General features: G+C 61.9%; 19 protein-coding genes and 3 pseudogenes. 5 read left to right on the top strand and 17 right to left on the bottom strand.

Features of this window, described 5'->3' with window-relative positions; translation table 11 throughout:
• Window positions 1-11: 11 nt before the first annotated feature.
• A complete protein-coding gene (locus P6U16_RS04915; protein ID WP_277702830.1) occupies window positions 12-905 on the bottom strand; it encodes a DMT family transporter in 894 nt (297 codons plus the stop codon).
• A 123-nt stretch (window positions 906-1028) separates the two neighbouring features.
• Window positions 1029-2594 (bottom strand): helicase HerA-like C-terminal domain-containing protein, encoded by a 1566-nt coding sequence (locus tag P6U16_RS04910; protein WP_277702829.1) that lies wholly within the window; start codon window positions 2592-2594, stop codon window positions 1029-1031.
• 284 nt (window positions 2595-2878) lie between these two features.
• Here P6U16_RS04910 and P6U16_RS04905 point away from each other — a divergent pair, with 284 nt between their 5' ends.
• Window positions 2879-3274, top strand: a complete 396-nt coding sequence (locus P6U16_RS04905) for a hypothetical protein (protein ID WP_277702828.1) — start codon at window positions 2879-2881, stop codon at window positions 3272-3274.
• A 283-nt stretch (window positions 3275-3557) separates the two neighbouring features.
• Here the strand turns inward: P6U16_RS04905 and P6U16_RS04900 are convergent, their stop codons facing one another.
• The 3 genes from P6U16_RS04900 to P6U16_RS04890 all read right to left on the bottom strand — a co-directional run bounded on the left by P6U16_RS04900 (window position 3558) and on the right by P6U16_RS04890 (window position 6751).
• Entirely contained in the window at window positions 3558-4391 is an 834-nt protein-coding gene (locus P6U16_RS04900) for an aldo/keto reductase (protein ID WP_277702827.1), read from the bottom strand.
• A gap of 108 nt (window positions 4392-4499) precedes the next feature.
• Window positions 4500-5537, bottom strand: coding sequence for an aldo/keto reductase (locus tag P6U16_RS04895; protein WP_277702826.1), 1038 nt, complete (start codon window positions 5535-5537; stop codon window positions 4500-4502).
• 32 nt (window positions 5538-5569) lie between these two features.
• Window positions 5570-6751, bottom strand: coding sequence for an MFS transporter (locus P6U16_RS04890; protein ID WP_277702825.1), 1182 nt, complete (start codon window positions 6749-6751; stop codon window positions 5570-5572).
• Window positions 6752-6901: 150 nt separating this feature from the next.
• Between P6U16_RS04890 and P6U16_RS04885 the strand changes: the two genes are divergently transcribed.
• Together P6U16_RS04885 and P6U16_RS04880 are read left to right on the top strand one after the other, a co-directional pair.
• Complete coding sequence (locus P6U16_RS04885; protein WP_277702824.1) at window positions 6902-7807, top strand: LysR family transcriptional regulator; 906 nt, start codon at window positions 6902-6904, stop codon at window positions 7805-7807.
• 143 nt (window positions 7808-7950) lie between these two features.
• The gene (locus P6U16_RS04880; RefSeq protein WP_277702823.1) at window positions 7951-8640 is read left to right on the top strand and encodes a gamma-glutamylcyclotransferase; all 690 of its coding nucleotides are present in this window, start codon (window positions 7951-7953) and stop codon (window positions 8638-8640) included.
• Between the two features lie 168 nt (window positions 8641-8808).
• On the opposite strand, the gene P6U16_RS04875 is transcribed toward P6U16_RS04880, so the two are convergent.
• The 8 genes and pseudogenes from P6U16_RS04875 to P6U16_RS04840 form a co-directional block, all read right to left on the bottom strand.
• On the bottom strand, window positions 8809-9234 hold the full coding sequence (locus tag P6U16_RS04875; protein ID WP_277702822.1) for a pyridoxamine 5'-phosphate oxidase family protein: 426 nt from the start codon (window positions 9232-9234) through the stop codon (window positions 8809-8811).
• Between the two features lie 72 nt (window positions 9235-9306).
• Window positions 9307-10079 (bottom strand): annotated as a pseudogene (gene tam, locus P6U16_RS04870) (trans-aconitate 2-methyltransferase).
• A 279-nt stretch (window positions 10080-10358) separates the two neighbouring features.
• Window positions 10359-11009 (bottom strand): haloacid dehalogenase type II, encoded by a 651-nt coding sequence (locus P6U16_RS04865; RefSeq protein ID WP_277702821.1) that lies wholly within the window; start codon window positions 11007-11009, stop codon window positions 10359-10361.
• Window positions 11010-11182: 173 nt separating this feature from the next.
• Window positions 11183-11563 carry a VOC family protein gene (locus tag P6U16_RS04860; RefSeq protein WP_277704011.1) on the bottom strand — a complete coding sequence of 127 codons (381 nt, stop codon included), beginning with the start codon at window positions 11561-11563 and terminating at the stop codon, window positions 11183-11185.
• A gap of 31 nt (window positions 11564-11594) precedes the next feature.
• Complete coding sequence (locus P6U16_RS04855; RefSeq protein WP_277702820.1) at window positions 11595-12158, bottom strand: phosphatase; 564 nt, start codon at window positions 12156-12158, stop codon at window positions 11595-11597.
• 96 nt (window positions 12159-12254) lie between these two features.
• Complete coding sequence (locus tag P6U16_RS04850) at window positions 12255-13331, bottom strand: patatin-like phospholipase family protein (protein ID WP_277702819.1); 1077 nt, start codon at window positions 13329-13331, stop codon at window positions 12255-12257.
• A gap of 76 nt (window positions 13332-13407) precedes the next feature.
• Window positions 13408-14448 (bottom strand): zinc-dependent alcohol dehydrogenase family protein, encoded by a 1041-nt coding sequence (locus P6U16_RS04845; protein ID WP_277702818.1) that lies wholly within the window; start codon window positions 14446-14448, stop codon window positions 13408-13410.
• A gap of 40 nt (window positions 14449-14488) precedes the next feature.
• Window positions 14489-14980: pseudogene (locus P6U16_RS04840) on the bottom strand (GNAT family N-acetyltransferase); the annotation flags it as partial.
• A gap of 192 nt (window positions 14981-15172) precedes the next feature.
• Between P6U16_RS04840 and P6U16_RS04835 the strand changes: the two are divergent.
• A pseudogene (locus tag P6U16_RS04835) lies at window positions 15173-16059 on the top strand (branched-chain amino acid aminotransferase).
• A gap of 40 nt (window positions 16060-16099) precedes the next feature.
• Here P6U16_RS04835 and P6U16_RS04830 read toward each other — a convergent pair.
• Window positions 16100-16603: a hypothetical protein gene (locus P6U16_RS04830; protein WP_277702817.1), complete on the bottom strand. Its 504-nt coding sequence runs from the start codon at window positions 16601-16603 to the stop codon at window positions 16100-16102.
• A gap of 246 nt (window positions 16604-16849) precedes the next feature.
• Here P6U16_RS04830 and P6U16_RS04825 point away from each other — a divergent pair, with 246 nt between their 5' ends.
• Window positions 16850-17605: a metalloregulator ArsR/SmtB family transcription factor gene (locus P6U16_RS04825; RefSeq protein WP_277702816.1), complete on the top strand. Its 756-nt coding sequence runs from the start codon at window positions 16850-16852 to the stop codon at window positions 17603-17605.
• A 47-nt stretch (window positions 17606-17652) separates the two neighbouring features.
• Here P6U16_RS04825 and P6U16_RS04820 read toward each other — a convergent pair whose 3' ends face one another.
• The 3 genes from P6U16_RS04820 to P6U16_RS04810 form a co-directional block, all read right to left on the bottom strand.
• On the bottom strand, window positions 17653-18456 hold the full coding sequence (locus P6U16_RS04820; RefSeq protein ID WP_277702815.1) for an ATP-dependent Clp protease proteolytic subunit: 804 nt from the start codon (window positions 18454-18456) through the stop codon (window positions 17653-17655).
• Window positions 18453-19745: a hypothetical protein gene (locus P6U16_RS04815; RefSeq protein WP_277702814.1), complete on the bottom strand. Its 1293-nt coding sequence runs from the start codon at window positions 19743-19745 to the stop codon at window positions 18453-18455. Before P6U16_RS04815 ends, P6U16_RS04820 begins: the two co-directional genes overlap by 4 nt.
• A 91-nt stretch (window positions 19746-19836) precedes the next feature.
• Complete coding sequence (locus P6U16_RS04810; protein ID WP_277702813.1) at window positions 19837-20160, bottom strand: hypothetical protein; 324 nt, start codon at window positions 20158-20160, stop codon at window positions 19837-19839.
• Window positions 20161-20270: the final 110 nt, after the last annotated feature.

The following is a 20270-nucleotide window of genomic DNA, read 5'->3' as shown; positions in this document are numbered from 1 at the left end:
CCAGGCCCTTTTCAGACAACGGTCGGGATGATCACCCGCGTACGGCGCACTTCCGACGCGATATGGCCGAAGAGGGCGGTCAGCACGATGAGGCCACCGATCAGCGTGGCGCGGCCCGGCGTCTCGCCGAAAACCACCCAGACCCAGAAGGGCGCAAGCGGCACCTCAAGCGCCGCCAGCAGGGTCGCCTCGGCGGCTGGGATACGGCGCGAGCCGAAGGTGTAGAGGATGAGGCCGAGCGCATTCTGGAAGATGCCGAACAGCGCGGTGAGCCCCAAATCCACGGGCGTGATGCTGAGCGGCCGGGCGAACCAGAAGGTCACCGCCGAACAGAGCCAGGCGGACGCGCCCATGGCCGGCAGAAGCGGCACGCCGCGATGGCGGCGCATTGTCGTAGCAAGGCACGCCATGCTCAGCGTCATGCCGATTGCGAGCAGCTTGCCGGTCAGCGTGCCGCTGCCGCCACGCGTATCGGCCAGCATGACGATGACGCCGAGAAGGGCTGCGCCGCTTGCAATCAGGGTCGAGCGGCTGGGTTTCTCGCCGATCACCAGAAAGGCGATACCGGCGGTCACGAACGGCACCGTCGCATAGATCACCATCGCATCGGCAACCGTGGTGTAGCGCATCGCCCCGAGGCCGGTGATCATGCCCGATGCGGAAAAGATCATGACGAGAAGCGACGGTAGCCGCATGGTTTTCAGGATAGACCAGGCGCGGCCGCGTTCGAGGACGAAAAACAGCGCCATCACCGCCGTGCCGGTGAAGAGCCCGCGCCAGAACAACATGGTCATCAGGTCGGCGCCGATCAGCCGGATGAAAAAACCCGACGACGACCAGGCCAGAGCGCAAAACGCCACCAGCGCCAGCCCCAGCCGATACTGCGCTTGCTCCCCTTGCGTCATCGCCCGATTCCCGTTTTTCCCGTTCCCAGCAATAGGCCAGGGACCATTCTTTGACCATGCGGGAACGCGAAGCGGCGGGTCGTGTTTGGGAGGGGCTATGCTTGCATCATCAGTCCCGCCAGCCTACCGCCTCAAACTCCCCAGTATCCCCCGGACCAGCGCCCTTCCGAGCGAGGAGGCGACCGTGCGGGCGACGGTTTTCATGGCGGCTTCGGCGATGGTTTCGCGCTGGTAGCCGGAGCGGGGTTTTGGCTTGGCGCCGGTGGGGGCTGCGGGTTCGTCATTGCCGAAACCGGGCAGCGTCCAGCGGCTGCCGCCGGTCGAGGCCTCCTGCTCGGCAGGCTCCTCTTCCGCTTTGCGGGCGGCCTCGGCCTGCTCGGTCGATTTTGCGGCGCGGGCGGCAAGGATTTCGTAGGCCGATTCGCGGTCGAAATCCTCGTCGTAGAGGCCGGCGACCGGGCTGATCTTCATCAGCTCGGCGCGCTCGGCCTCGGTGATCGGACCGAGCCGCGAGGACGGCGGGCGGATCAGCGTGCGCTCGACCATGGACGGCGCGCCCTTGGCTTCCAGCGTCGAGACCAGCGCCTCACCGGTTCCGAGATTGGTGATGACCGTGGCGCAGTCGAAATCGGGGTTCGGGCGGAAGGTGTCGGCGGCGGTCTTCACCGCCTTCTGCTCGCGTGGCGTATAGGCGCGCAGCGCATGCTGGACGCGGTTGCCGAGCTGGGCGAGCACCGTTTCCGGAACGTCGAGCGGGTTCTGCGTCACGAAATAGACGCCGACGCCCTTGGAGCGGATCAGCCGAACGACCTGCTCCACGCGCTCGACCAGCACCTTCGGCGCGTCGTTGAAGAGAAGATGCGCCTCGTCGAAGAAGAAGACGAGCTTGGGCTTTTCCGGATCGCCGATTTCCGGCAGCTGCTCGAACAGTTCCGACATCAACCAGAGCAGGAAGGTGCCGTAGAGCCGCGGGTTCATCATCAGCTTGTCGGCGGCCAGCACCGAAATCGCGCCGCGGCCGTCGCGCGTCGTGCGCATGATGTCGGTGATTTTCAGCGCCGGTTCGCCGAAGAAATGCTCGGCGCCCTGTTGCTCGAGGATCAGCAGTTCGCGCTGGATCGAGCCGACCGAGGACTTCGAGATGAAGCCGTATTTGTTGGAGAGTGCGGTTGCGTTTTCGCCCATATAGTTGAGCAGCGCCTGCAGGTCCTTCAGGTCGAGCAGGGCCAGGCCGCCCTCGTCGGCAATCTTGAAGGCGATGTTCAGCACACCTTCCTGGGCGTCGGTGGCGTTCATCAGGCGCGAGAGCAGAAGCGGTCCCATCTCCGTCATGGTGGTCCGCACCCGGTGGCCCTTTTCACCGTAGAGATCCCAGAAAATCACGGGGAATTCCTGGAAGTCGTAAGGGTCGAGGCCGATTTCCGTGGCGCGCTTCTGCAGGAAATCCTTCGGCTCGCCGACGGCGCCGATGCCCGATAGATCGCCCTTGACGTCGGCACAGAACACCGGCACGCCGGCATTGGAAAAGCCCTCGGCGAGGATCTGCAGCGTCACCGTCTTGCCGGTGCCGGTGGCGCCGGTCACAAGCCCATGGCGATTGCCGTATTTCAGGTCCAGATATTCGCCTTTGTTGATGGTGTCGTCCGGCTTGCGGCTCGTCCCGATATAGAGCTTCCCGTCCTGCAGCATGCGCCCTGTCTCCATTGTGCCGATGAGGCCGCTGTACCTGTTTAAGGTTCTGGCGGCATCATCGCGATGCTTTTTCCGTTATAGGGTGAGACATCTGGGGCGGCAATGGCGCGATTAGCCCGATGCAACCACGCGGGTCTTTCCGCCGCATTGTATTCGCTTCGCAGGCATGAAACGATGTTGAAGCATGCCACGCTGCGCCGCGGAAAGCCGGTCGCTCTCGCTTGAGTTTGCCGAAAAGATCATTTACCTTGACGTCAACGTCAAAAATTGAGGAGATTCCCATGAACGAACTCGTGACCCGCGTTGCCGAAAATGTCGGCATCGATCCGGCAACCGCCGAAAAGGCGATCGGCATGATGCTCGGCTTCCTGCAGCGCGAAGCGGCTGGTGGCCCGGTTGCCAAGATGATCGAAGCCATTCCCGGCGCTTCCGAAATGGTCGCGAAGTTCAATGGCGAAGGCACAGGCGGTGGCGGCCTGCTCGGTGGACTGCTCAGCGCAGTCGGTGCTGGCGGCGGCGTCATGGCGCTCGGCCAGCAGCTGATGAGCCAGGGCCTCGGCATGGGCGAAATCACGGCACTTGCCAAGGAAACCATTGGCTATGCCAAGGAAAAAGCCGGCGAAGAAACGGTGGACGAAGTCGTCGCTTCCGTTCCAGGGTTGAGCCAGTTCGTTTGATGAATCGAGGGCTTGGAGCTGACTGAAGCGGCGCGGATCATGTCGATCGTGCCCCGCCAGCCCCCTCTGTCAGCTTCGCTGACATCTCCCCCACAGGTGGGGAGATTGTTTCTTTTCCCGTATGCACTCTGAAGCCGATCGTGATCTCCCCCTTGCGGGGAGATGTCGGCGTCGCCGACGGAGGGGTGTATACCTCCACGAACGCCGCCGTTTTGTGGTTTTCCATCCCTCTCCACCAAGACAAAGGCCGGGTGAATGAGGGGCGATTCGGCGAAATGAAGTCTTACGCCGCCCGGTCCCAGTCCGGTGCCAATCCGCCGGGGCTGACGATGCGGCCGTTTGGTCGGGCGAGTTTGTGGATCGCGGACATCTCTTCGTCCGAAAGATCGAAGTCGAAAATGTCGAAGTTTTCCGAAAGCCGGCTTTCGGTCGCAGTCTTCGACAACGCAATCACGCCGTCCTGGCTGACCAGCCAGCGCAGCACGACCTGGGCTGCCGTCTTGCCGTGTTTCGCGCCGATGTCTTTCAGGAGGGGCTCGTTTGGTACCTTGCCGTCGGCCATGGCGTAATAGGCGGTGATCGACATGCCGCTGGCGCGCGCAGCCTCCAGCACGATGCTCTGGTCGAGATAGGGATGATACTCGATCTGGTTCGTCGCGATCGGGCCCTCGCTCAGCGCAACGCTTTCGGCCATCAGCTTGGTGTTGAAGTTGGACACGCCGATATTACGGACCTTGCCGGCTTTCTTCACCGCATTCAAAGCACCGATCTGCTCGGCCAGCGGGACGCCGCTTGATGGCCAATGCAGGAGAAGAAGGTCGACATAATCGGTCTTCAGCTTCTTGAGGCTCTCATCGACGGAGGCGAGAAAGTCGGCGTGTTTGTAGTGATCGACCCAGACCTTGGTGGTCAGGAAAATCTCGCCGCGATCAATGCCGGACGCCGTGATTGCCTCGCCGACCGCGGCTTCGTTGCGATAAATCTGGGCGGTGTCGATATGGCGGAAGCCGAGTTCTATGGCTTTCGGCACGATGCGCAGCACATCCGGGCCGGGCATGCGGAAGGTTCCAAAGCCGATGGCAGGGATGTTGGCGCCGTTGGCGGTGACAGTGTGCATGGGAAGGTTCCTTTTGGCAGAAAGACCCGGCGAGACGCGCCGGGCCGGAATGATGTCGTTCATAGATGTGGCGGTTTGCCATGGGTTCAAGCCTGCAGAGGCTGCCCGTTAGCCTGCAAGCGGTGGATCAAGCCGGGCGAAACCTTCCTGCCGGCGATAGGGAAAGTGCGGATAGGGCGTGGTGACCGTGCTTGCCGCATCGAGTGTGGCGATCTGCTCCGCCGTCAGCGACCAGCCGATTGCCCCTAGATTCTGGCGCAATTGCTGCTCGTTGCGGGCGCCGATGATGACCGATGACACCGTCGGGCGCTGGGTCAGCCAGTTGAGCGCGACCTGCGGCACGGTCTTTTCCGTCTCCTGCGCAATGTGCTGCAGGGCGTCGACGACGCGGTAGAGGTGTTCCTGCTCGACCGGCGGCCCGAAATCGGCCGTTTCATGCAGGCGGCTGCCCTCAGGCAGCGGTTTGCCCCGGCTGATCTTGCCGGTTAAACGGCCCCAGCCGAGCGGACTCCAGACCAGCGCGCCGAGACCCTGATCCTTGCCGAGCGGCATCAGGTCCCATTCGTAGTCGCGACCGATCAGTGAATAATAGACCTGGTTGGCGACGTAGCGCGACCAGCCGTGTTTTTCCGAGACGGCCAGCGATTTCATGATCTGCCAGCCGGAGAAATTCGAAACGCCGATGTAGCGCAGCTTTCCGGCGCGCACGAGATCGTCGAGTGTGGAGAGCACCTCCTCGACCGGCGTGCTCGCATCGAAGGCGTGCAGTTGAAAAATGTCGATATGGTCCGTGTCGAGACGCTTCAGCGCAGCCTCGACCGAGCGGATCAGCCGATGGCGCGAGGAGCCCCAGTCGTTCGGCCCGTCGCCGGTCGGAAGGCTGACCTTGGTGGAGATCAAGACCGTGTCGCGACGGCCTTTGATCGCCGCACCCAGCACCTCCTCGGATGCGCCGTTCGAATAGACGTCCGCCGTGTCGAACAGGGTGACGCCGGCGTCGAGGCAGATATCCACCAGGCGCTTGGCCTCCTCGATATCGGTATTGCCCCAGGCCCCGAACAGCGGCCCGGAGCCGCCGAACGTGCCGGCTCCGAAGCTCAGGACAGGGACCTTCAGCCCGGATTTTCCAAGATTGCGATAGTCCATGATCATCGTCCTTTTGGTGGGTGATACCGGGGTCAGGCGGTGGCTTGCGAACGTGCCGGGCTGCGATCGAGGGAAACGCTGACCAGCGTCAGCACCAGTGCGCCGGCGACGAGAATTGCGCCGACCCAAGGGGTTGCGGTAAGCCCCAGTGGCGAGGCGACGACCAGTCCGCCGATCCAGGCGCCGGCCGCAATACCGAGATTGAAGGCGGCGATGTTGAGCGCCGAGGCGACATCGACGGCGCCGGGGCGATGCTGCTTGGCAAGCTGCACGACATAGAGTTGCAGCCCAGGCACGGTGGCGAAGGAGAGGAAACCGAGTGCCACCAACGTGATCAGTGCCGGGATCGGGGAAGAGGCGGTGAAGCTGAACATCAACAGAACCAGCGCCTGCAGGGCAAACAGGCCGGTGAGCGCCTTTGCCGGATTGCCGTCGGCAATGCGTCCGCCGGCGATGTTGCCGACCGCGATTGCCAGGCCATAGAGCACCAGCACGAAGCTGACGCTGGAAGCCGCAAAGCCGGTAATATCCTGCAGCATCGGGGCAAGGAATGTGAAGGTGACGAAGGTGCCGCCATAACCGAGTGCGGTCATGCCGAAGACCAGCAGCAGGCGGCCGGAACCCAGCACGCGCACCTGATCCATCAGGCTTGCCGGCGGCGCTTTTTCAATGGTGTTCGGGAGCAGGGCAGCGATACCGGCAAGGGCGACGACGCCGAGGCCGGAAACGGCCCAGAAGGTGGCGCGCCAGCCGAAGGTCTGGCCGATGAAGGTGCCGAGCGGCACGCCGGTAACGATGGCGACGGTAAGCCCCATGAACATCAGGGCGATCGCCGAGGCGCGACGATTTTCCGGAACCAGGCTGGCGGCAATCGTTGCGCCAACCGAGAAGAAAACGCCATGGGCAAAGGCCGAGAGCACGCGGGCAATGAGCAGTATTTCATGGGTCGGGCTGAGTGCCGCCAGGACATTGCCGCCGATGAACAGCGCCATCAGGCCGATCAGCAGCGGCTTGCGCTCAATGCGGCCGGTGAGCGCGGTGATGACAGGCGCACCAAAGGTGACGCCGAGCGCGTAGATGGAGACAATGAGGCCGGCGAGCGGCAAGGTGATGCCGAGATCGGTGGCGACGGTCGGCAGAAGGCCGACGATGACGAATTCGGTCGTTCCGATCGCATAGGCCGCGATCGTCAGCGCAAGGAGAGCAAGGGGCATGAAAACACCTTTTGGCCCGGGGAGGACGGGCGGTTGGGCGGCGGCATTAGCCGTCGTGGTTTCGATGCCGGGAATATGGCGAAGGAAGACTTGCCTCGCTATCCGATGTAATGGATAAATAGCTGTGAACTGAATTCATAAGAGGCGGCAATGGATAACCGGGCGGGCGAGATGGACGTCTTCGTGACGGCGGCGGAGCTGCAGAGTTTTTCGGCGGCCGGCCGCAAGTTGAAACTATCACCTTCTGCTGTCAGCAAGCTGGTGACGCGGCTTGAGGATCGCTTGGGCACGCGGCTTCTGGTGCGAACCACGCGGGCGCTGCAACTGACGCAGGAGGGTGAGGTCTATCTGGAGCGGGCACGCATCATCCTGTCGGACATCGCCGAGACGGAGCGGCTGGTGTCAGGCGGGGCGCGCACGGTGCCGCGGGGTCTTCTGCGCGTCAGCGCGCTGATGGCGTTTTCCGAGCGCTACATACTGCCGCTGGTCGGCGAGTTTCGTGCGCTTTATCCGCATGTGCTGCTCGACATCTCCCTGACCGATGGCGTCAGCGATCTGGTCGAGGACCGCACCGACATCGCCATCCGCTCATCAGGCGCGCTGCGCGATTCGTCGCTGAAGGCGCGCAAATTGCTCGACAGCCACCGCCTGCTGGTGGCCTCGCCAGCCTATCTCGCAAAACATGGCACGCCGGAAACGCCTGACGATCTGACCCGGCATCACTGCATGGGCTTCAACATTCCGGGCATGCGCACCGAATGGCCGTTTCTCGACCCGGAGAGCGGCGCCACCATCCAGCGCCCGTTCGAACCGGCGCTGCTCGTCAATTCCGGTTTCGTCATGCGGCGCTTTTGTCTCGATGGCCTCGGCATCGGCCGCATCGGCGCCTTCCACGTCCAGCCCGATGTCGATGCCGGCCGCCTCGTTCCGATCCTGCAGGCCCATCGCCCGGCGGACCGCGAAACGATCCACGCCGTCTTTGCCGGCCACGATCATCTCGCCACCCGCATCCGCGCTTTCATCGACTTTCTGGTGGCCCGCATCGATCGGTCTTGAGGCAGCAGCGTCTGCTGCGTTGCACAATTCACCTTGACAGCGTTGCTCGCTCTGGCACTCTCTCTGGATGGAATGCGCTTCCCGCGCAATCCGGATAGTTGCATAGACGAAGTCTGAGAAGGTTCATGTCGAGAAGCAGGCAGATGGCTCTGGCACCCGATCTGGTGGCGCTGTGCCACCGGGACGAGGCGGATCCGGGGCCGGACGGGTGCTGGACGGCGATGACGGATGCGGATTATCGCACTGTCGCCGAGCGGCTGGCGGCTGAGAGCGGCGACGATCCGCTCTGGGTCTTTGCCTATGGTTCGCTGATCTGGAAACCGGAATTCGAGCATGTCGAGTCCGCCCGCGCCACGGCCTTCGGCTGGCACCGCTCGTTCACGCTGGAAATCAACCGCTGGCGCGGCTCCCGCTCGCAGCCAGGCCTGATGATGGCGCTTGCCCGCGGCGGCCGCTGCGACGGCGTCATTTACCGGCTGCCGGATGCCGATCGCATCGGCCAGATCGAGCGGATGCTGCGCCGGGAAATCAGCGATCGCGAAAGCCTGCGCTCCGTCCGCTGGCTCCCGGTCAAAGGCGATTTCGAAAGCCGCACCGCCCTCGGCTTCTGGGTCGGCAGCACGCCGCGAACCACCAATGGCCGCCCGCTCGACGAGGTTGCCAAGGTCTTGGCACGCGCCTGTGGCCATATGGGCTCCTGCGCTGAATATCTCTACAACACCGTCTCGCACCTCGAAGACCTCGGGATCCGCGACCGCAACCTCTGGAGGCTTCAGGAACTGGTGGCCGGCGAGATCAGGGCGCTGCAGGAGGCTGAGAGGGCTTGCGGGTGAGGTGGGGCTGAGGGTTGTCAGTCTCTCTTCTCCCCATCGGGGAGAAGTGCCGAGCGCAGGCGAGGCGATGAGGGGCGTCGATTTCAGGGCCAGCCGTCCCCTCATCCGGCGCTTCGCGCCACCTTCTCCCCGGTGGGGAGAAGAGAAAGCGTCTCACCAACGCCTCGATCACGACGTCTTCAGCTTGATCTCGCCATCGTCCTCGCCGTCCCAGTAGTGCACGCGCGTCGCCTTGACGGTGATCATCACGACGCCCTTGGTGTCGATGCCGTCTTCGAACCATTGGTCGAGGTCGGGCGTCCAGTGCTGCTTGAAGTCCTTCTTGTCGGTCGAGAGTTTTGCCTTGCCTTCGACGGCGATCGAAAAGGCTTTTTTGCCCTGGAATGTCAGCGATACCTTGGGATCCTCGCGGATGTCATCGACCATGCGCGATTTTTCCCAGGTGAAATAATGGGAGGAGCCGTCGTAGTCGACCTCGCGGTTGTTGCTCATCGGCCGGGCGGCAATGGCGCCGCCATCGGTGTGGGTCGAAAGCATGGCGATATCGATATCGCGCATTTTCTCGGACAGGTCTGAAAGGGTCATGTCGCTCATCTGAGGCTCCTTCGTGAATGTTCGGAGCCAGAACGCGCAAATGCGCGTTTTGTTCGTGATGCGTGGAGCTTGTCAGCCGGCTTTTATCGCAACGACGAAGAGCCGCTTGAATGGAAGGAGAACCCGACCATCCGCGATAGTCGGAAAGGCTTGGCGGATCGCTTCGAGATAATCGGCGCGGTAGGCGTCGCGGTTACTATCCGGCAGGTGCGCGAGATAAGGGCGAAGGCCGGTACCCTCCACCCAGTCGACGATGGCCGCGGCGTTTTCCAACTGGTGATAGTAGGTCGTATGCCAGACATCGACCCGGGCAGCCGTCCGGCCCAGCGTTTCGATATAGGCGGACGGGGCGGGAAGGGGCGCGCGGGGAACGGCGAAACCTCCAAAGGCCCGCTGCCAGCGTGGTGAGCGGGCAACCGTTTCCATCAGCACATGGCTGTCGGCATCGAGATTATCAGGCATCTGCACCGCGAGTGTGCCGCCGGGAGAGAGCCAATCCATAAGCCTATCGAGGACGTGGAGATGGTCCGGCACCCACTGGAAGACGGCATTGGCAAAGAGCAGCCCGGCAGGCGCCTCGGGTTCCCACTGTTCGAGATTGGCCTTGTGAAAGCTTAATCCCGGCAGGCGCTTTTCGCCGTCCGCAACATGTCGTCATCGCTGTCGATGCCGGCGACGGTGCGGTCGGGAAAACGCTCCGCGATCAGTTGCGTCGAATTGCCCGGCCCGCAGCCGAGATCGCAGAGCATGCCGTCTGCCGGTTCCGCCACCTGCGCCAGCAGATCGCGGGCAGGGCGGGTGCGTTCATCCTCGAATTTCAGATATTGCGCTGCGGACCAGGCCAAGGCGATGCTCCCCTTACTTGTTTCGCGCAATGATGACGCTTATGATCAAAGTCATGACTACGAATAAAACTCCATATTTATAGTCCGTTGCGTGGGCGAGATAAAATAAAAAAGCCAAATTACTAAGTATATAACACGGACAATTTTTGATAGTATTGTCATTTTATGCGAATATATCCATTTTTATACCGTCGTCTAGGCGCGTCATAGTAAGTCGACCGTAAAATGCTCCGCGAGACTGGTAATACCTATCATTGAGGGCTCTTTTAGGCTCGCGCCTCAAAGGCTATCCAACGTCGGCAGGATTAGCGACGGCCCGAAATCCATGTATTCGTCAGGCTTGTTGGCGCGGTTGATCCAGACGGTGCGGAAGCCGAATTTGGTGGCGCCGGCAATGTCCCAGCGGTTTGATGACTGGAAGGACACGGCCTGCGGATAAAGCCGGTACTGCGTCGTTACCAGATCGTAGACTTCAGGCGCCGTTTTGAACGCCTTGACCGTATCGACCGAAAAGACGTCGTCGATAATGATGTCGAGGGCGGCATTCTTGACCGCCGAGGCAAGCATGGCCGGCGAACCATTGGAGAGAATGGCGATGCGCGCGCCGGCATCCTTCAGGCCCTTCAGCACCGCGGGAACTTCGGGATAACAGTCGAGGGTCCAGTAGGCGTCGAGAAGCGCCGGCTTCAAGGCCCGGTCGATCTCTGGATATGTCGCCAAGCAATAATCCAGCGCCTGCTCGGTCAGCACCCAGAAATCCGCATAGGCGCCCATCAGCGAGCGCACCCAGGAATATTCCAGCTGCTTGGCCCGCCACAGATCGGAAAAGGCCTGCGCCTGCGGTCCGAGCGCCACGCTGTGCTTCCGCACAGCCGCGTGCACGTCGAACAACGTGCCATAGGCATCGAAAACATAGGCTGCATGCGACATAAAAAGCCTCCCACCGTTCCACCGCTTGCCCGCGGTTGTTGAGGCACATCATGTCAAATTTTTGTGCGCTGCACAATCGTGTGTCTCTCCCTGGCTTGCAGTCACATCCCTAGCCTTCTCCAGGGCGGCGAACGGGACTTCAAGGGTAGTGCAAAAATCAAGAAATGTGTGGATCATTCAATTGGAAGAACCTTCCAGGGAGGGTCGATGCGATTGGATCCGGCATGATACAGGATGACGCGATTGCCGCCCGGGTCGAAAAGCTCGGCCTCGCGCCAGAGCCAGCTCTTGTCTTCGGGGCCGCAGGCGAAGACAATTCCCGCATTGACCAGCACGCCTACTGTCGCATCCAGATCGTCACATTCGAAATACATAGTGGTTCCGCCAGCGCCGCCCTGACCTTGATGCAAAGAAAAGCTGCTATTGCCATCCGGGCAGACAAAACGCGCATATCGCGGCCTTGCATCGACCACCGGTTTGAGACCAAGGGTGCGGTAAAACTTCCATCCTGCCTCCAGGTCCGGCATTGTCACGGTCACTTGGTTGAGACGCAGTTTTAAACTCCTTCGTTCTTGCGAGAAGGTTTCAGCCCTTTCCGGGCTTCCAGACCTTGGCGGGAAAGCGCAGCGCCTGTTTCGCCAGCCGGCCCTTCAGCCCAAGTGCGGTGTCGCAAAGGCCGACCACGTGGCGGTTGGGCTTGGCTTCCGGGCGCAGGGCATGCAACGTCGCTGCGGCCTCTTCCGGGTCCATGTAGCGGGCGAGAATGCCGAGCGTCAGCGCCGTCGAGCGGCCGATGCCGCGCAGGCAGTGGATCAGCAGATTGGCGTCCGCCGGCAGGCTGTCGATGAAGGCGAAGGTCTTCTCGATCGCCTCCGGCCGCGCCGCCTCCCGCTCGTCAGGGTCGGTGACATCGCCGAACAACAGTTCCAGGTGGTTTTCCGCGGCAATGTCGATCATCGACAGGAGCTTGGTGCCCGGCGCGCGGATGGAGATCAGATGGCTCGGCGCCCATGCCTGCCGGTTGTGCCGGGCCTCCGTCTGCGAAGTGACGATGATCCGGATCGGCCAGCCATTGGGGTGGATGGGATTGCCATCCAGCACGGCTGCATAGAGTTCTGTCGCCTGAGCCAGTGCCGCCGCCGATGCCATGGGTCCGTCCCGTTGATTCCTCGTGCCGTAAATTAGCGGCAGCGCAGGATGCTTGGAAGCGGAAAATGTCTGGGCGAGCGCGTGGTACCTCCGTTCCTAAGCGAACTTCGCCGCCTTGATGCGGGCGGCCACGGTATCGAGCGCCAACCGGTTGGCCTTGATGAAGCCGTTGGCGATGTCCTCCAGCTTGCCGAGGTTTTTCGCGCTGGCATCGTCGAGATTGTCATTGCCGTCATCGAGCGGCCCGTCGATGCGGAAATAGTTGAGGCCGGCGGCATTGTCCGTGGTGACGGCCGTCGACAGGGTTTTCATCGACGGAGGCTTTTCGTTGAGGAGCTTGTTGGCCTGGTAGGCGGCGGTGCTGGCCTGTCCCTGCATCAGGATCGAGATGATCGGCGATCCGCGGGCCGGATTGATCCAGCCGACGGCACCCCAATCCTTGACCTCCTGGTAGGAATAGGGCCGGTTCTGCGATCCTGTCCCAAGCGACAGGATGACAACTGTGTCGCCGTTCTTCTCCCAGCCTTTCTTGCGCGCCTCGACATAGGCGGCGAGCACAGGATCGTTGGCAAAGACGCCGCCGTCGATCAAAGAGAGTATTTTCGGCAGCTTGTTTTTGGCATGATTGGGATTGGTGAGCCGCGCCGGCTCGAAATAGGTGGGCGCCGCCGAGGTCGCCCGCGCCGCTTCCCAGTAGAGATAGTTCGAGTTTTCCGGGTCTGCATTGGTGAGGAAGACCGCGCAGCGCGCCTCGATCTCATAGGCCGTCATCAGCACGGTCGTCCCCTCAAGGCAATCGGAGAGGCGCGCCTTCTTGCCGAGAATCCGCACGAGTTTTTCTTCCAGAGGGTCGGCATCGTAGCGCTGGTCGTTCCAGCCGCCGATATTGATGACGCTTGACCAGATCGTTCGCGAAAAGATCTCCGAACCTTCGTTTTTGTAGAGAGACACCAGATCGGCGGGCGTACAGGCCGCCTGCATCTTGTCGTCCTTGTGCGGGCAGGTCAGCCCGGCGGCAATGATGCCGCCGGTCGAGGTGCCGGCGATCATGTCGAAACAGGTGTGCAGCGGGCGGCCGTCGAGCCGCTTTTCAAGGGCGGCCAGCACGACGGCAGGAATGAGCCCGCGAATGCCGCCGCCATCGATCGACAGAATGAATCGGGTCTTTGCCACGGATCGCTCCCCTCAAAACGATTGTGTATTATTTCATAATTACACGTTTTGAGGGAATTTCAATCCTGTGGTCGCGCTAGAACCGCGTGATCACGCTGATGCCGAGATCGGTGGCTCCGTCCATCGCCATCAGCGCCGGTACCGCCTCCTCAAGGCTGATATGGCGTCCGATCAGCTTTTGCGGCGCTAGCTTGCCGGTTTCCAGCATGGCGAGCATGGCCTCGTAGCGCCAGGCCTGCATGCCATGGCTGCCATAGATTTCCAGTTCGCGGCTGATCACCTGCGCCATCGGGATCTGCGGCGTCGCCTGCTCGCCGAGCATCAAACCGACCTGCACATGGCGGCCGCGGCGACGCAGGTTCTTGATCGAGTTGAAGCAGGTGACGGGCGAACCCAGCGCGTCGATCGACACATGCGCGCCGCCCTTGGTGATCTCCTCGACGGCACCCGCGACGTCAGGCACATCACGGCCATTGATCACGGCGACGGCGCCGATCTCGCGGGCAAAGGCAAGCTTTTCGGCGGAGATGTCGATGGCAATGACGTTGGCGCCAAGCGCCGTGGCGATCATGATCGCCGACAGGCCGACGCCGCCGCAGCCATGCACCGCGACCCATTCGCCGCCGCGAACCCGGCCCTGGTCGACCACGGCGCGAAAGGACGTTGCAAAGCGGCAGCCGAGGCTGGCAGCCGTCGCATAGTCGAGGCTTTCCGGCAAAGCGACGAGGTTCTGGTCGGCATAGTCGATCGCCACATATTCGGCAAAAGAGCCCCAATGGGTGAAGCCCGGCTGGAACTGATCGATGCAGACCTGGGCATTGCCGGAATGGCATTCGCCGCAGCGGCCGCAGCCGGAAACGAAGGGCACGGTGACCCGGTCGCCGACCTTGTAGCGCATCACGCCCTTTCCGGTGGCGGCGATGGTTCCGGCCAGTTCGTGGCCCGGCACATGCGGCAGCTTGATATCGGTGTCATGCCCCATCCAGCCATGCCAGTCGCTGCGGCAAAGCCCTGTCGCCTCGACCTTGATCACCACGCCTGCATCCGTCGGCGTCGGATCGGGCAGAGTACGGATTTCCGGCGGCTTTTCGAAGGCGTCGTAATACATTGCTTTCATGGTGTGTGGTCCTTGTCGCTTGAAAGGGATGGGGGCAGGGATCATCGATCCGCCGGGCCATCAGGATTTCGTCGATGTAGCATCCGTCCTGGCATAAACCTGCCGGCACGCGGCCGATCTGGGAAAAGCCTTCGCGGTGATAAAAACGGCATGCAGGTTGATTGTCCGCCCGAACAGCCAGTTCCAGTTGCCGTATACCGACGGCACGAGCGTGTTCAGTCAAAAAATCCAACAATGTGTGTGCCGTTCCCAAGCCGCGCTCGTCCGGTCGGACATAGACCATGATGACGGTCGCTCGATGCTGCATCTTGCTGGCGCGCTGACGGGAAAAACCCATAATTCCCACGGGCGACGTGTCGCGAAATGCCACGAAGATGCGATTTTCCAGGATATGCCTGAGCCACTCGGCATCCGTCATCCTCAGCCAGTCTGCTTCGGAACTTGCAAACGCATCCGGATTCACGCGCAGTGCCTCAAGGCGAATGTGCCGCAAATGCTCAAGATCGTTTTCTGTCAGCAGACGCGTGTTCACTTGCTGCGCATTTTCACTGTTGCCTCTCGCGACGCTGTCCACTGTCTTTCCATACTGCTGCATGGTCTGCAGACTATCTGACGCCGAAAGGGCAATCCAGATTGCAGCCCCATGACATTTTTTGATGGACCTATTGACCCCTGTTCTGGTTTTTCGGGTTATGAGAGCGGATCGAAGACAAAGGAGACCGTCATGGCCGTTGATACATCCCCCGCACCAATACCTGGACCTATGTCGATGGCGAGTGGCTGTTGGGCAATCCCCGGCTGATCGGCCCGACCTCGCATGCTATGTGGCTGGGCTCGACGGTGTTCGATGGCGCGCGCTGGTTTGACGGTATCGCGCCGGATCTTGACCTGCATTGCCAGCGCGTCAACCGCTCCGCTTTGGCGCTCGGCCTGAAGCCTGTTGTCTCGGGCGAAGACATCGAGGCGCTTGCCTGGGAAGGGGTAAAGAAATTCGATGGCCAGACGGCGATCTATATCAAGCCGATGTACTGGGCCGAACATGGCATGCCCGGCAGCGTCGTCGCCGCCGATCCGGATTCAACCCGGTTCGCGCTCTGCCTGTTCGAGGCGCCGATGGGAGAAGGACCAAGCGGGCAAAGCCTGACGGTTTCGCCGTTCCGTCGCCCGACCATCGAGTGCATGCCCACCGACGCCAAGGCCGGTTGCCTCTACCCAAACAATGGCCGCATCTTGATCGAGGCGCGCGCCCGCGGCTTTTCCAATGCGCTGGTCCGCGACATGCTGGGCAATATCGCCGAAACGGGCTCGTCCAACGTCTTCATGGTCAAGGACGGCGTTGTCTTCACGCCGGCCGCCAACCGCACCTTCCTCGCCGGCATCACCCGCTCGCGCGTCATCACGCTGCTGGCGAGCGCCGGCTTCGAAATTGTCGAAACCAGCCTGACGCTTGCCGATTTTGAAAGCGCCGACGAGATCTTCACCTCGGGCAATTATTCCAAGGTGGTTCCGGTGACGCGCCTTGAAAACCGTGATCTCCAGCCCGGCCCGATCGCAGCCAAGGCAAAAGACCTCTACATGGACTGGGCCCGTTCGATGCCGTCGGATTTCTGATCCGTCACAAGGGACAGGGGCGGGGGACAGCGGTGGGCGCTCAGGCGCCTGCCAAAAGCCCCGGCCGCTTGCGCAGCATCCAGCCCTGCAGACAGATCCCGGCTACGAAGACGACGACCCAGATGAGCAGCGTGGTTTGGACAACAGGCGAATCCGGGCCGCTGGCAATCGGGCTCGTCGGCGGCAGCCGCGAAAGTGTTTCGTTGATGCCCGGCACCATCAAAAGGAAGAAGGTGAAGGACATGCTGAAGGCCTGTAGATAGGGCGTCAGCCGGCCGAACAGGCCGACTTTTCCGACGATCAGGCTGAAGGCCAGCGCCAGAAGCGCGATGATGCCGATGGCGTGTCCTGCATTGAAGCCGCCGGTGGACGACAGGCCGAAGGACGTCAGCACCGACAGGACGAGCGTGATCATATAGATGCGCCCGGCATCGCTCGACGGCCGGATGGCGCCGTATTTCACGAAACTGTAAAAGCCCGCGACAACAGGCGCGACGCTGATGATGGTGTGAATTATGCCAAGGGTGGACATCGGGTTGGCCATGAAAAGCTTCCTTGTAAAAACAGTGGATTCAAAAATGCGGGCAGTCTGCCGTTATCGCGCGGCGCAAGAATAAGGGAGTGGCGGACGGATGATGACACGGAATTTCGGTTTTCGGTACAGGCACGGTTTGGGATAAAGCCAATTTTTAACGCATCCGGGGGCTCTGCCGTTTGTTTGGCGACAATTATTCACCCGAGTGGTTGACTATTCAGCGGGCCCGATATATTCAACTGATAGGGTGAATAAATGGACGATGAATTTCTGTCACGCATATTGAAGGCCGCCGGGGATACGACCCGGCGACGGATCTTGACGCTGCTCGTTCAGGAGGGCGCGTTGAGAGTGACGGCGCTCGCCGCCCATTTCGACATGTCGCTGAATTCCGTTTCCAAGCACATCAAGGTGCTGGAGGAGGCGGGACTGGTCACCCGCCGGACTTTGGGCCGCGAGCATTTCATCGCGGCCGAGCTCGAACCCTTGAAGCTGACTGAGGGCTGGTTCGCGCAGTTGAAGTCCATCTGGGAACTGCGCCTTGCGGCGCTCGAAACTGCACTCATTTTTGAGGATGAAGAGATGACCGAGCTTGAACTGACTGTAAACCGCACCATCGCCGCCGCCCGCGAAAAGGTGTTCAAGGCCTGGCTTTCTCCGGATATGCTGGCAAAATTCATGGCACCGCCCTCGGGCGGGGCAGCACCATCCAGGGTCAGCAACGACCCGGTCAAGGGCGGCCGTTTTTCGATCGTGATGATCACGCCCGAAAAGGAAGTGCCGCATGCGGGCACCTATCTGGAAATCGACCCCTATTCGCGCCTGTCCTTCACCTGGGAATCGCCGCATTCGCTGAGCGACAGCGTGGTGACCATCGACTTTGCCGAGCCTGAGCCCGGTACGACCGCGATCACCCTGCACCATGTGAAATTCAGCAGCGAGGGTTCGCGCAACGGCCACGAAAAGGGCTGGACCGCAATCATCGACAATCTCGCGGCAAACTTGGGGTGATTCTGAGCGCTTGTCGGACGGACCTCAAAAGTTCGTCCGGCGGCCGATCATTTCGTCTCCGCGGACGCCACGGGCGCGGCCTCTGTGGTCAGCGCAAACTCCGCCATTTCCTTTTGCGTCAGGTAGTAGAGCCGGTCGGGCGGGGTCTCCAGCGCGTGCAGCCAGAGGCCGGATTTGATGCCCATCTGTTCGAGATGCCGGCTGACATCGGCGGTGGTGCTCTGCGCCTGCGACATCGCTACCTCAGGGGAAAGCTTGTCCCGCGAGCCGTTGAAGACCTGATGTACGCCGACGACGGCATCGGCCTCTACCGTGCGTGTCGCACCGCCGGAAAGCACGATCGGGCAGGAGGAGGCGCAGAGCCCGCCCTTTGCGACCAGCGTGCCGATCTGCTTTTCGCGGATCAGTTTCGACATGGCGAGCGCATCCGTGACCGATCCGCCGGGCGAGTTGAGCTGGACGGTCTTCACATATTCGCCGCGCGCCTCAATCTCAGTGGCAAAGCGCGCCGCTGCTCCGGCATCGATGGCGCCATCGGCAGAAAGCACGCCGCCGGGGCGAAGTTCGAAGCGGATCGCCTGCTTCAGGGTCTCCGGTGACGAGGTGATCTCGGCGGGACTGGCATCCGGCTCGCCCTCGGTCAGCGCCGGCGGCAGGATCGGATCGGTCGCCGGTTGTGTCGGATCGTAGGCAGGCGTTGTGCTCGCCTCCAGTCCCAGTTCCCGCCAGTCGATGACGACAAAGACGACGGACGCTGCCAGCAGGATGTGGAAGGCGTGGCGCATCAGCGCGCCATCATCGGCCGTCAGGAAATAGGTCTTGATCCGGTGTCCGGCGGTCTGCAGCCTCATGCGGGCGGCCCCTTGCGCGGGGTTTTGCCCGAAAGATCGAAACTGGCGATGTTGGACTGTTCGCGCTGTTCGGCCTCGGCAAGCGCCGTTTCGATATCGACGCCATTGGCCATAAGCGCCTTTTGCACCTGCAGCGCCTCGAGAAGCTCGGCCGCCGTAATGCGCTCGGCAAAGGGCAGGCTCTGTTCCTGCCGGCGCAGCGAGGCATGCACGATCGACAGCATGAAGACGAGCACGGCCGGCAGAAGGTCGATCGAAATCGCGCCGGCCCAGCTCGGGATGAAATCACCGGCATAACGCAAAACGGCTTCTGCCGAGGATAGAGGCACGAAGCGCCGGTCGGCCACCGGCGGGCGGGCAAGAATCTCGTCGGCCGCCTGCGACAACACCTTGCTCTGCGCCGCGACGGAGGAGCGGATCGTCTCCATCACCTGGTCCTGCCGTGTTGCCAGATCCGCCGCCTGGCCGTCGGCCACCGGCGCGATAAAGCCGAGCGATAGATCGTCGGCGGCGCGCTTGACGGAGGGCGCAATCGAGGTCTGCTCCAGCGAGGTGATCACGCCGGACAGCGCCACAACCTCCGCCGAAAACTGGTCGGCGCGCGGATCGATGGCGCCCGGTGCCGAGACCAGCGTGCGCATCGTCTCCAGATGCTTGCGGCCCTCGTCGAACAGCGTGGTGACGCGCTCGCGCGATGTGGTGATGTTGGTCTGCAGCTCATTCAGCTGGGCTGCCATCTGCGACAGGAGCTGGACGACGCTTCCGGCCCCGGTCGTCCCGGTCAACGCGCCGGTTTCACGCTCCTGATCGGACAGCCGCTGGAACCGCTCCTGCGTGCGCTGGATGTCGGGCAACAGGCTCTGGGCGGCGAGCGCGTTCTGATGCGCCTGGTCGAGATCGGCGGTATAGTCCTCCAGCGTTTCGGCAAGATGCTGTTCGAGCGCCGCGGAGCCTGCAAGCGCCGCCGCATTCAGCCAGCTCGACATGGCGATGATCATCATGCAGCCCAGCGCCATGACGCCGATCATCGCACCGCGACCGGCAGCCCCCGTCACATGCGGATAAAACCGCGCCATGTAGCTCCAGAAGGCATAGATCGCGACGGAGACGGCGCTGGCATAGATGATCGCGGCAAAGAAGACCGAGGTCGCCGATCCGTCGAGGATCGAGCGCACCCCGAGATAGGTGTAGACGCCCGACGCCAGCGCCAGAACAGCCAGCGCAAACCGCGTCATCGTCTCGACGGCGACGATGCCGTCCTGCAATCGGTGGGATGCGCCAAGCGCCATGGTCTGTTCTCCGGAGGGTTGCCGGTTAACAAACCATTACAATGTGGACGAAATGAAGGCTGGCAGAGGGGTGTCAGCCGTCAACCATAGCCTACTGCGCAGCTTTCATCACATCCTCGGTGAGTTCGCTACCGATTTCGACGGCCTTGGTCTGCTTGTCGTAGACGCAGATATAGGTGACAGTGCCGTCCGCGCCCTTCGGCTTGCCGGAGATGAGCGCCAATCCGAAACGCTCGGAGCCGAAGGGATCGACGACCGCCTTCGGGTTTTCGATGCTGTCGGCGACGGCCGCCAGGCATTTCGTTGACACATCGGCCCGCATCTCCTCCCAGGCGCCATCGGAAGAGGCGAAGGCGACTGCTGGAACGAGGCTTGCAACAGCGAGCGTGGCGGCGATGCGGGTCAAACGCAACATGGTGTCTCCTTGTAATTCCTGTCTTTTCAGTGCCGTGGACACTGGGCGAGGATCATGACATTTCTGTGCCGGGGGTCGATCTTAGCCGGCGAGGGTGCGTGAAAGTATTT

Source organism: Rhizobium sp. 32-5/1, assembly GCF_029537235.1.
Lineage (GTDB): Bacteria > Pseudomonadota > Alphaproteobacteria > Rhizobiales > Rhizobiaceae > Pararhizobium.
The sequence above is the reverse complement of the archived record's forward strand: the minus strand, read 5'-3'. Positions and strand labels throughout refer to the sequence as shown.